Annotated in this window: 9 protein-coding genes; 4 read left to right on the forward strand and 5 right to left on the reverse strand. The window is 41.9% G+C overall.

Annotated features, from left to right (window positions below; genetic code table 11):
* Nucleotides 1–49: 49 nt before the first annotated feature.
* From AC5590_RS30220 to AC5590_RS30235, 4 genes are all read right to left on the reverse strand, one after another.
* The gene (locus tag AC5590_RS30220) at nt 50–1105 is read right to left on the reverse strand and encodes a hypothetical protein (protein ID WP_169266976.1); all 1056 of its coding nucleotides are present in this window, start codon (nt 1103–1105) and stop codon (nt 50–52) included.
* Nucleotides 1106–1146: 41 nt separating this feature from the next.
* Entirely contained in the window at nt 1147–1680 is a 534-nt protein-coding gene (locus AC5590_RS30225; RefSeq protein ID WP_169266977.1) for a hypothetical protein, read from the reverse strand.
* A 60-nt stretch (nt 1681–1740) separates the two neighbouring features.
* The gene (locus AC5590_RS30230; protein WP_169266978.1) at nt 1741–4881 is read right to left on the reverse strand and encodes a helicase HerA domain-containing protein; all 3141 of its coding nucleotides are present in this window, start codon (nt 4879–4881) and stop codon (nt 1741–1743) included.
* Between the two features lie 82 nt (nt 4882–4963).
* Nucleotides 4964–6478, reverse strand: a complete 1515-nt coding sequence (locus AC5590_RS30235) for a tetratricopeptide repeat protein (RefSeq protein ID WP_169266979.1) — start codon at nt 6476–6478, stop codon at nt 4964–4966.
* A 642-nt stretch (nt 6479–7120) separates the two neighbouring features.
* On the opposite strand from AC5590_RS30235, the gene AC5590_RS30240 reads away from it, so the two are divergent.
* The 3 genes from AC5590_RS30240 to AC5590_RS30250 all read left to right on the forward strand — a co-directional run bounded on the left by AC5590_RS30240 (nt 7121) and on the right by AC5590_RS30250 (nt 9683).
* On the forward strand, nt 7121–8140 hold the full coding sequence (locus tag AC5590_RS30240) for an ABC transporter ATP-binding protein (protein WP_169266980.1): 1020 nt from the start codon (nt 7121–7123) through the stop codon (nt 8138–8140).
* 71 nt (nt 8141–8211) lie between these two features.
* Nucleotides 8212–9111: an ABC transporter permease gene (locus tag AC5590_RS30245; protein ID WP_169266981.1), complete on the forward strand. Its 900-nt coding sequence runs from the start codon at nt 8212–8214 to the stop codon at nt 9109–9111.
* A 185-nt stretch (nt 9112–9296) separates the two neighbouring features.
* Complete coding sequence (locus tag AC5590_RS30250; protein WP_169266982.1) at nt 9297–9683, forward strand: hypothetical protein; 387 nt, start codon at nt 9297–9299, stop codon at nt 9681–9683.
* Nucleotides 9684–9949: 266 nt separating this feature from the next.
* Here the strand turns inward: AC5590_RS30250 and AC5590_RS30255 are convergent, their stop codons facing one another.
* A complete protein-coding gene (locus AC5590_RS30255) occupies nt 9950–10387 on the reverse strand; it encodes a peroxiredoxin (protein WP_169266983.1) in 438 nt (145 codons plus the stop codon).
* Nucleotides 10388–10908: 521 nt separating this feature from the next.
* Between AC5590_RS30255 and AC5590_RS30260 the strand changes: the two genes are divergently transcribed.
* Nucleotides 10909–11694 carry an ABC transporter permease gene (locus AC5590_RS30260; protein WP_169266984.1) on the forward strand — a complete coding sequence of 262 codons (786 nt, stop codon included), beginning with the start codon at nt 10909–10911 and terminating at the stop codon, nt 11692–11694.
* Nucleotides 11695–11749: the final 55 nt, after the last annotated feature.

Raw genomic sequence — 11749 nt, forward strand, 5'->3', positions numbered from 1 at the left:
TGTTATCGACATTATAGAAAAATATAAATAGTAAATGAATTAGGAAAAATCAGGATTTTTTAGATTTTTTCTTCTTTCGTCTATCATCTTGCCCATCTCTCTTATCGTCCTCTATTTCCACTAAATCTTGAGCCTCATCACTTAGCTGATGAACATCCCTCTGTTTATCGCTAAGTTCCTTAACCTGTTTGGGGAGAGAATCCTCTGGTAAAGGAAAAGACTCTGCTCCTATTGTGCGGTTACTTACTTCTACGGCATTCATAAAATCATCAACGAATTCGGTAGCAGATATTGAAATATCAGCTGCTTTATCCATCAACTGACTCACCTTTCGGTTAGTGACCACCGTCACAAATAGAGAGGTTCCTACTGTAGCTAAAGCTACTATCTTCTCAAAAAAAGAGTAAACAGAATCTTTTATGTCATTAAATTGCTCGGTTAATTTTTCAATGTCAACTCCTGCTAGATAAATATTCTGTTTTGCTGGATTTTCATCTTGACTGTTCTCTGTTACAACATCATTGAGATTTTTATTATATTCAGCATCTAATGGAGTTGATTCAGTTTTTTTGTCAGTACCACCTAAGTCTTTATTTCTGTAACTATCCTGAGCATTTAGTCTTCTCTTTTTGGATTGATCTAATTGTTGCCTGAGTTGAGCTTGAGTACCATCTATACTCTGCTCTAATTGAGATAACAAGTTATTTTCTTTATTCTTCTCTTGTTCAGCTTGAGAAATGTGAGAACTATCAATCCCAACTGATTCTGATTTTTTTTGGAGATTTTGAAGCTTATTTATATCTGAAACATTACTAGAAGTAGCTTTAGATAAATTATCCTTCGTTTGTTCGAGTTCATCATAGACTTCCTCTATTTTACCAATTTCTAAGTCATGTTTTGCACTGACAGCTTGTTGAGTTTCCCTAGCAGACTGATTCTGTTCCTGGATAAGCTCTGTAGTCACTCCACGATCTAAGCTATTGAATGTTTGCTGAGTTTTTTCAGCAAGCTTTGCAAGTTCAATAGCTTTCTGGTTAGCATCTAGCCCTTTAGTTTCTAGGCTCTTTACTTCTTGAGCAATCTCCTTACGTTTCTTAGAAGTCATGATTATATCCTGAGGACAAAAGTATTAGTTGATTAGCGTTTTCAAGAACCTAGAGTGTTTTTTGATTGATAGGTAAATTGAGCACTCTGCCTTTTTTGCTTTGCCTCATTAATATTCTTTTGCATTTCTTGCTGAGACTTCTCTATAGCCTGAGATTCAGTGTTCAGAAACTTAATCTCATCTGTTTTAGCTTTCTCAGCTTTCTTAATATTTTCAGCACTTACCCGTGCTTTTTGTGCCTCAGCCTTAAGATTATTGAGCTTCTGTACATCAGCTTGGTCAGCTTTTACACCTTCGCTGAACTTTTGCTGATTATTTTTCAACTCCGTATCAATTTTCTCAGATTGCTTCTCAGCTTCGACATAGCGTGCATCAATTTTTGCTTGAAAAGCAGCAGCAGCCCCCTCCATGCTTGCAGCAGCTTCCGCAGTTGCTTCTCCTTGCATTCCCTCCAGCACAGCCTTTGTTTTTTCGGCTAACTTAGCTAACTCCAATGCCTTTTTACTAGCGGTATCACCTTCTTGTTTCTTCTTATCAAGTTCTTGTTTAATTTCTTTTTTACCTTTAGCAGCCATATTGATATTTCCTTTGGTTGAGCGAATTTGTCAAACACTTATGCTTATTAAGCGTCTTCCTCAAGATGAAGAATACTTTGCTCTGTAGTTCAAATGAATCCTCTGTTCAATTTCGCTAATTTGATTTGCCATCCTTGCAAGCTCATCGTTCAATTGATTAGCTAACTCAAGATTTTCCTCAGAATCTAACTGATCGAACCTATGTACCTCACTGTCAAATTCTTCTCGTGCTTCTTGCACTCCTTGATACGCTAACTGAACACTCTCAGTAGGTTCCACTTTCTCAATCTGAGCAATCACTTCATCAGCTTTTTTAAGATATTGTTCAAAACGCTCTTTTGCATTAACAAAACTCTGTTGAAACTGTAAACGGTGATTCAGATAACTTATTCGCTTTCTAACCTCATGTAATCTGCCTTCGCAACGCGATCGCAGTTCGGTGAGCGATCGCTGACAGTGAACCAATTTTTCCTCAACTTCTTGAACCTCACCATCTGCTTGCAAAGCATCAAAAATTCCCTGCTGTCTAGTCGTATTCCAGAGCCGATCAACTTCGGTTTGTGATGAGATGACTAAGTCAGCAATCCCCTGTGCAAACTCCTGCAAGCTGCTAACCAGAAAATTTAGTTTCTCCAAATCTTCTTGCCCAGACAACGGTACATTGAGCAAGTCATTACCTGCCTTAATAGACTCCGTACTGCTGTGAATTAGCGTTGCCAACTGAAGCTTGACTGACTCGCGCGAGTCAGTAACTTTTTGTTGGTAAAGCGAAGCCTTCGTTGCGATCGCCTGCTGATAAAACTCCCGATTTTGGATGCACTCCACAAGCTCCTCGTTAGAAGGTGGTTCCTCTATCCCGTAAATCAACTTGGTGTTTGGCTCCTTAATCCGAACAGGCTTATAAGTTCCTTCCATAAAAAGGTAAGCATCACCAGGGTTGGCGCGTGCAAGTTCCTCTGACTGAGTACTTGTGAGCAACATAGACTGTTGCAAAATTTCCCGATCATCCCCTGAAACTGTTCGGTGAGCCAGCTTAACGTTTGTGTTTTTGATAACTTCTGGAGACACCGCACTAGGAAGTTGATCCGCAATAATGATACCCTGCCCTAAAGCCCGCATTTCTGCCAGCATTCGCACAACATATTTAGTTGCTTCTGCTTTCGGGCTGGAAGCACCTTCCTCGTTATTGGCTTGAGCGTCGGTGCCAACTATATTATGAGCTTCTTCAATCACGACAACATGCTTCAACGAACTTCCGGACTTGCGCGTAACTCGTGCATATTGTCGTAATGTGGCTAAAACAAACATCGTCATCAGGTTGGCTTGTTCTTCATTGAGCGAGTCCATTTCCAAGATGACGGGTTGCGATAACAAGTTTGCAATATCGGGAGTTGAAGTCCGCGTGTTCAACATACTGCCAACACTACGCCTCAACAAGCCTCCAATCCTAACTTCCAATGCAGTTTTGATATCCCCTGCAACATCTGATGAATACTGCTTTGTCTCCAAAATTGCAGTCACTCCCTCATACAGTTCCTGCATGGTTGGAAATTCACGCCCTCGCTTAATCCCATACTCAGCCGTGTCTTGAGGCTGCCAACCCATCTGGGCATAGATTTGCTCAATTGCTTCTGCCAACAAAGCGGGCAAAGGACCAAACAAGGGCATTGCCGCCTTGAAACAAGCTTCTAAGGTGGAGATATGCTCGTCTAAAGTCGTCGTGCCATAGAATGCAAAGGGGTTAAACCTAAAAGGGCAAACCCTTTCATTTCCCAAGCTATAGACTTTGATGTCCTCCTGCATTTTGGCGATCGCCACTGGAACATTTCGAGCTTGGATATAAGACTGTGTTGTGGAATCGCTATCGCAATTGAGCGTCAACTCATCATATCGACAGTTCAGCATTGAGCGATATTCCGTTTTAGCCGGCTCAATCACCAAAAATGGTATACCGTGTTCTGTCCATAACTGGAACAAAAGATTTAAAACAGCAGTTGTCTTACCGGAACCTGGTACACCACAGATAAAAACATGCTTGTTCAAACTTTTCAGCGGGACTAATGCCTGATTCTGGGATTTGCCCGATTGCCACCCTAACAGGATAGAATCTTTAGTCTGAGCCGATTTCAAATCCGTCTCCTTGGGGATGCCGCTAAACACCACAACTGGATCGGGAACAACGACTCTAAAACAAGCACCCAACTCCTCAACAGTAAACAATCGATGCAGTCGTTTTAACTTGAGCAGTGGGCTGTTTTCAGGATGGATATCCCAATATTGCGCCCAAACCGCTTCCGAAAATAACCTGCCCTCTCGAAAAGCTGCGATCGCTTGAGCTAGCTGAATACTTTCTGAACCTATACTTACTTCTCGGTATAATGGCTTCTCGCTAGACTCAATCCAGAACTCGTTGAGTAACAAGCTAGCACTAAAACGATTTTCAGCAAGAACTCTAATTGAGACTTCGTACAGGGGCTGACTCGCAATTGCTTCACGCAAATCTTCAAATTGTCGGAGTGTGCGTTCTGCTACAGGATCTACAGGTTTTTCTCTGACTTTTCCAGAAATTTCTGAAGTGCTGACTTCGTATGATGTTTGATCTCCAAGCACCCTCAGTAAGTTGTCTAGTGCTGATTGTTCCCCACTACTTAAGGAGGTTGGCTGAAAAATGATTTCTGTGATCGCCTTACCCCCGTAAGTTTCTAATTTAGATAGAAAACCCACTCGATCTACTGACTCATGAGGTTCAAAGGGTTGAATCAGGTAGTAGTGTGATGGACTATTATCTCGCTTGACAGTTGGAAGCAACTTTTCTTCTTGCTTAATTCCAAAACTGATAAATTGAACCCAATCTAAGTCTAAAGAGGATAGATCGTGGGAGGCTTGAATGCCATAAAAGTCTTTCCAAAAAGAAGCCCCAAAAACTTTCTCTACTTGCGAGAGTGCATCTCCATCTAGTGATTCATCAAAAATCAAACGGATAAAAATTTGCAGTTTCCTATCTTGATTGATTTCAGTAGGATCGTAAAAATACACTAAGCTGCATGTGAGGGGATACTGTTTGGCAACGGTGTAAATAGTGTAGAGAAAATTATCTTGCATCTCAAATAATCGAGAGGCAGGATCATCACCGTAGCGCGCATGGTACTCCGTTTTCTCTAGATCCGGGAGATGATTAATTTGATAAGTGAGTGTTTGCATAGTATCGCTCTTGGAGATTTAACAGAAGAGTATTTTAATCAACTTCAATAATGAATTTAAGAAATACCCTTCCTCATGCCACTTAATACCAGTGATACTTACCGAAGTTTAGAAAGTCATCCTTGGTGGAACAAGCAACAGTGGTACCAGTGAGCTTATCGTGCAAGAACAAAAATGCACCTACAACGGTAGGAGCCAGATCCTTATCTGTGATGAAAAGCAGATCAAACAAAAGCCTGAACGACAAAATAAATAGACCGATCATAATGCCAATAATCCATCCAGTTGCATCTGCACCATTAGCCTCACCCATCCCGGCAAGAACCGAGAAGAAAAACATTGCGGCTAACACCAAGTAAATCACCATTAGAGTAATCGGCTTCAGAATCGCTCTAAAAGTCAGTTTGCCTAACGATGGCACAGAGTCTTCTGTATCATTGACAATTTGCATACCCAGAAGACGCTTTGTTAAATCCTGTCCATTATTTTTGTAGGCAAGGTAAACCCATGAGTAGCCCACAACCAATATGCTTATTAGAATCCCGAAGAAATAAGCTGTAGCATTTGCACCAGTATAACCAGTATAACTAGTATAAATAGACGCAATCAACAATCCTGGTAGTGTCAGCATAGAGTCAACAATTAATCCAAATATCCTTTGGTATGAATTAACGCCTAAGGCGCGTCGGACATTGATGGACTCTGAATTGAGTAAATCTCGTATATCAGGATCATTTTCAGCTAATTTGTGAGCCTTCTCAAAATCGTCTTTAATTTCCTTGAGAAGTTTACGGGCTTCTTTCTTTTTACCCTCGTCAGCTAAACTAATGACTTCCGAAATTTTCTCTTCAGCTCTAGCACCGACAACAATTGCCATGAAGGATCGAGCAGTCTGATTAGAGGAGTCTTGGCTGAGTACACCTTGTAATATTGCTTCAGCATCACCCCAATTTCCACATTTCGTATGAATGTCTGCAAGGGTGAGCTTATAACTCACTTGCTCGGGCGCAATTTGAATGGCTCGATTAAGCTGCGCAACGGCTTGATTCCAGCGCTCAGCTGCTGCTAAATATTGACCTGCATCTGCATAATACTCGGCATTTTGAGGGTTGCAACGGATAGCTTGTTCAGAGGCGTAAATAGCATTAGCAAAATCATTCCACCTAAAGTTAGCATATGCGTATGCTTCCCATGCTTTATCATCATCTGGCGTATAGTTGATTAGACGCTTGCCAGCTTCCACAGCATCCAAATACCGCCCAGCATCAATTAACGCCCACAATTCTGGCAGGGTTGGTACTGCCGCTGCAGCTGCCTGTTGCTCAGGAGTTGCAGTTCTGTTCCATTCTGCTAGCTCTTGATCGTAGTTAGCTTTAGCTTCAGGATCTGTAAGTAGCTTTGTTGCCTTAACGATCTTCTTAAGTAGCTGATCGATTTCTTCTTTCTTCTTTCCAGTAGCGGCATTCACGCGGGCTTTTGTTCCTGCCATCTTTTTTCGCAACTCAATACGAAGCTTTTCCGTATCCCACTCTGGCTCTAGCCCAAGAATCTGGTAATAATCAATAAAATCCGTAACGACTGTTGCAGTAGTTTCCATATTAAATCAACAAATATACAATCTAGTGATAAATACATAATTTTTCTTTTATTGAAACATCATTTTTGACAACAAAAGTACTATTACGTATATCTACTGGTAACATCAAATATATTTTCTGAGTGTGATAAAAATCACTAACAATCTTCCGGAATTGCTCACAAGCGAGAAAAATCGTTGACAGAATCTGTACAATTGAGATTGTTTTGATACAATTTTTAATAAAAATATACTTATGGCTTATGAAAGTGATAAGTTTTTGTAGGAATAAGGATATAGAAACAGGAGAGGAAACTGGTTAGACATTCCCACGCTGTTGATGATCTGTATTTACTTCGTTCTACTAGACTGGCTTTCTAGAAGGGATTCACCCTCAACTGATACGTAAGGTTGATTCGATCAAGCCGGAGGTAAAACAGCAGATTAGTACCTTACCCATTACTTAACCAGAGCAGTAAGCTAAGGTGTGATTAGATTTCACTAGCCAAAGTGATTTAGTGAATGAACTCGCGAATACCTCCCCAGAGCAACCCGACTCATAAAATAAAGGAAGCCGTACCCACTTAATCACCTCACCTCACACCACTCAACTACAATAAAAATAGAATTTGTTGAGATTTGTATAGTTTAGGATAAACTATCATGGCTCCCGCCGTTTACATTGAAAATTTCAAAAAACGCTACGGCATGGTTGAAGCCGTGAAGGATGTTTCCTTTCAGGTGGAACCAGGAGAAATCTTTGGCTTACTCGGTCCTAACGGAGCAGGCAAAACAACCACATTGAGAACTTTGTGTACTCTCACAACACCAGATGCAGGTAAAATACAAGTATCTGGAATATCTGTGGTGGATAATCCAAGAGCAGCAAGGAGAAGGTTAGGCTACGTAGCTCAAGAAGTTGCCTTAGATAAGGTGTTGACTGGACGCGAACTACTACAACTACAAGCCGCACTGTATCACTTACCGAGTGCAGTGGCAAAACAACGAGTTAACACAGTGCTGGAGTTACTCGGTTTGCAAGAATATGCAGACAAAAAGACTGGCACTTACTCTGGTGGGTTACGCAAGCGCCTAGACTTAGCAGCAGGATTACTCCATGCACCAGATGTGTTGGTTTTAGATGAACCAACAGTAGGACTTGACATAGAGAGTCGTTTTGTGGTATGGGATTTCCTGCGTAAGTTGCGAGAAGCAGGAACAACGGTACTGATTACCAGCCATTACTTAGAAGAAGTTGACGCCTTGGCTGATAAAGTGGCAATAATTGACCGTGGAGTTGTGATTGCCACAGGAACGCCTTCAGAGTTGAAAGATAAAGTTGGGGGCGATCGCATTACCTTACGAATCCGCGAATTTTCACCCGACGAAGAGACGCACAAAGCTAAAGACTTGCTGAAATCTTTGTCGTTTGTTCAAGAAGTGATCATTAATAGCGCTCAAGGGAACTCCTTGAACTTAGTCGTGACACCGCAAAACGATGCTTTGATCAGCATCCAACAAACGCTCAATTCGGCTGGATTACCAATTTTTAGTATTGCCCAATCTCGACCGAGTTTGGATGATGTTTATCTTGCAGCCACAGGACGAACTTTGATGGATGCGGAACTCGCCGCCGCCGGAAATCGCGATCAAAAGGCTGAACGTAAGCAGAGTATGCGTTAGGCTTTGTGAATTGGTAAGGAGCAAGATTATCTTACTATTTTGAACTTTGAATTTTGAATGTGTGAATTTTTATGAGCGGTACCGTTTTACCTCCAAAATCCGATCTAAATTGGCAACAAGTAGCATCACCTCAAGTTTACCAGGTAGATGCGACTCCCAATGTCTTCGGTGAATTTGTACAAGAGACACTTGCTTTGACGCGTCGCTTGTTTATTCAGTTGCAGCGGCGTCCCTCAACATTAATTGCAGGAATTATTCAGCCTGTGATGTGGTTGGTGCTGTTCGGTGCTTTGTTTCAAAATGCACCAAAAGGTATCTTTGGCAATACCACAAATTATGGACAATTTCTGGGCGCTGGCGTTATTGTTTTTACTGCATTTGCTGGGGCGTTGAATGCTGGTTTACCAGTGATGTTTGATCGGGAATTCGGCTTTTTGAACCGTTTGCTCGTGGCTCCTCTTGTTTCACGGTTTTCGATAGTTCTGGCTTCGGCTATCTTTATTATCAGCCAAAGTTTACTACAAGCTGCGGTGATTGTGACAGCAGCCGCATTTTTGGGGGCTGGGTTACCAAATGCAGCGGGTTTAGGAGCAATAGTTTTGATTGTCTTCCTGCTTGCATTAGGTGTAACTGCCATCAGTCTTGGTTTGGCTTTTACCTTACCGGGACATATTGAACTTATTGCAGTCATTTTTGTCAGCAACTTGCCATTGTTGTTTGCTAGTACTGCTTTAGCTCCATTATCCTTCATGCCTCAATGGCTACAGGTTGTCGCTACCCTCAATCCCCTCAGCTATGCGATCGAACCAATTCGCTATTTGTATCTTCACAAAGATTGGGGATTAAATAGCGTAGTCATGCATGCTTTTTGGGGTGATGTCACCTTTGGTGCAGCTTTGCTTGTATTACTTGGCTTTGCTGTCGTAGCATTACTTAGCATTCAACCTCAACTGCGACGGACTCTTGCTTAAGATAGAAGCATTATTGGATTTAAGTGATTTTGGCATAAAAAGAACTCACCAATTACCTACATACCACAAAAAAGAATTATTCTAAGTTAGTGAGTTGGTGTGTTCTGTATGATTCTTAATCAAAATCCTTTAACAGTCCTCCCACGCCCAGAAAGCGTGGGTTAACAAACTTTTTGGAGGCTTTTATGAAAAAACCATTTTTACCGTTTAAACAACTATTTGTACTTACTGTGGCAGGACTCAGCTTTGCTTCCTTGCTATTGCCTCAACCTAGTTTAGCTGAACCTAACTCAAGAAACATTCTGCAAGACCTCAATTCACAACAGGATAACGATCCATTATCTCCTCGCAGCGATGAGGTGAATAATATGGGCATGTTTGGTTTAATGCATCGCCTTCAACAAGGAAATGCAACTTGGGATCCAAATCAACAGAACCAACAACTCAATGATGCAGCAGCTGCATTCAAGCAAAAGCAACAACAACTGTATCAACAAAATCAACAGCAACCAAATCAATCAGGCTTGAGGGTAAATACACCTGGAATCACTCAACCCAAATCCGGAAAGTAAAGCAACAAAAAAAGAACACAGAACGCAATACCAAAAAGTTTTGATTATGGGATCTGTGTTCTGAGTTCTTTTGAATCATTGCTAATCTCAGATATTGCACCAGAATTTTTTACCGCCAAGAAATAAATTTCTTGGCTCAAAGCTTAAGTCCGTTAAAACGGACTGCGTAAGTCTTTGAGTCCGTTTTAACGGACTTTGTTTATAAGCCTTGAACTTGAGTTCAAGGCGTACTCATCGGTGAGGTGCAACATCTCATTAATCGCTTTTTACAACCCCAATCCTGCTAAAACATCGCCAGCGTGAGTTGATGTATTCACGTTAGAGTCAACGTTGGTGATTTTGCCGTTACCATCAATGACGTAAGTAACGCGTTTAGCATATCCACCACCATCGACATCGTATGCCTTGATTAAGGTTTTATCACTGTCAGCCAGTAGCGGAAAATTGAGACTATATTTTTGAGTGAATGCTTGGTGGGAAGCTTCATCATCTGCGCTGACTCCCAGCACAACTACATCTTTGCTCTTGTAGTCGTTACTAGCATCCCGAAAACTACAGGCTTGTTTGGTACAGCCTGGGGTGTCGTCTTTGGGGTAGAAATACAAAACCACTGTCTTACCTTTGAAATCAGACAACGAAACAGTGTTACCGTTGGTGTCTTTGGCGGTAAATGCAGGCGCATCGCTACCAACTGCTAAGGGCATAGTTTTAGTATCTCCACTATACAGGGTTTGCTTCAGGGCATTTTGTGGTCACTAACCGGTTCGACCTTTCAAGTTTTGAGAGCAAGTTTTGAGACTTTGCTTTGTGAAAGTTACGAATACCTGTTACTGTTTTCCCTGATGGCGGTATTGTATCAAACTTTATGTATTTTTGTGAATTTATGGCTTCTTAAGGCTTGGGTTAAGTAAAGTATAATCAAGCACATTTTTCGTACAAAATGTCAAGTTTCTGAAACGAACCGCCAAGTCGAGCCAGCGCCCTTCGGGTTCGCAGTCGCCTACGGAGGGAGACCCTCCTGCAGCGCTGTCTCACCGTGCGGGGGTTCCCGAGCCAGTGCGTTGGGCGGGTTTCCCGACTTGTAGCACCTGGCGTCCCCTTGAGGCGACTGGCGTGCCAAGCACGCCAAGAGTTAAAGAGTAAGTTTTAAGTGGAAGCTTACTCTAGAATTGGTATGAGATAATGAGGTGTATTGCACATACTTTTGCCCTTATAGTTCTTCACCTTGAGAAACAGATACCTAAAAGTACTAACATTATTTTGGAGCGCTGCCATAGAAGCTGAGTTGGAGTATCGGATCAACTTCCTCTTAGCAACCTTGAGCAGCTTAGGCAATCTTGCAGGTAGTCTTTTTGGACTATTCTTGTTTTACGGTAATGGCTACAGCTTTGCTGGGTGGAGATGGGAAGCAGCTTTAGTCGTCCTAGGAATTTTCACGCTGATGCAAGGCTTTTCTGCGACTTTCCTTGCTCCAAATTTGAATAGCATTGTCCGCCAAGTACAAGAAGGTACATTGGACTTTGTTCTACTCAAACCCATCCGCAGCCAGTTTTGGCTTTCTACCCGTACCATATCACCTTGGGGACTTCCAGATATAATTTTTGGTAGCATCATCATTGGCTACGCAGGTACAAAACTCGGTTTAGGAATAGACGACTACCTCATCAGTACAATTCCCTTATGTTTTAGCTTTGTCATTCTTTACAGCTTGTGGTTCATGCTAGGATCTACTAGCATCTGGTTTGTCAAAATATCCAACGTTACCGAAGTGCTGCGGGGTCTGTTGGAAGCTGGACGATATCCGATGGTTGCGTATCCCACAGCATACCGTTTCTTCTTTACCTTTGTTGTTCCAGTCGCTTTTTTAACAACTATACCAGCAGAAGCTCTGCTGGGTCGAAGTCAAATCAGTTGGATAGTAGGCGCAGGAGTGTTGGCGCTGGCGCTGTTTTTTGTTTCGACTAGGTTTTGGCGGTTTGCGTTGCGGTTTTATACAAGTGCTTCGAGTTAGAGATACTAGTATTTCGTCAAGGCAACTTTGAGGCGTAAATCAATGAGTAGAATTT

It is taken from the genome of Brasilonema octagenarum UFV-OR1, from assembly GCF_963888615.1.
Classification (GTDB): domain Bacteria; phylum Cyanobacteriota; class Cyanobacteriia; order Cyanobacteriales; family Nostocaceae; genus Brasilonema; species Brasilonema sennae.

Excerpts from the sequence above, each read along its gene's own strand:
- AC5590_RS30220 (WP_169266976.1), bottom strand. The coding sequence starts at position 1,105 with ATGACTTCTAAGAAACGTAAGGAGATTGCTCAAGAAGTAAAGAGCCTA.
- AC5590_RS30225 (WP_169266977.1), bottom strand. The coding sequence starts at position 1,680 with ATGGCTGCTAAAGGTAAAAAAGAAATTAAACAAGAACTTGATAAGAAG.
- AC5590_RS30230 (WP_169266978.1), bottom strand. The coding sequence starts at position 4,881 with ATGCAAACACTCACTTATCAAATTAATCATCTCCCGGATCTAGAGAAA.
- AC5590_RS30235 (WP_169266979.1), bottom strand. The coding sequence starts at position 6,478 with ATGGAAACTACTGCAACAGTCGTTACGGATTTTATTGATTATTACCAG.
- AC5590_RS30240 (WP_169266980.1), top strand. The coding sequence starts at position 7,121 with ATGGCTCCCGCCGTTTACATTGAAAATTTCAAAAAACGCTACGGCATG.
- AC5590_RS30245 (WP_169266981.1), top strand. The coding sequence starts at position 8,212 with ATGAGCGGTACCGTTTTACCTCCAAAATCCGATCTAAATTGGCAACAA.
- AC5590_RS30250 (WP_169266982.1), top strand. The coding sequence starts at position 9,297 with ATGAAAAAACCATTTTTACCGTTTAAACAACTATTTGTACTTACTGTG.
- AC5590_RS30255 (WP_169266983.1), bottom strand. The coding sequence starts at position 10,387 with ATGCCCTTAGCAGTTGGTAGCGATGCGCCTGCATTTACCGCCAAAGAC.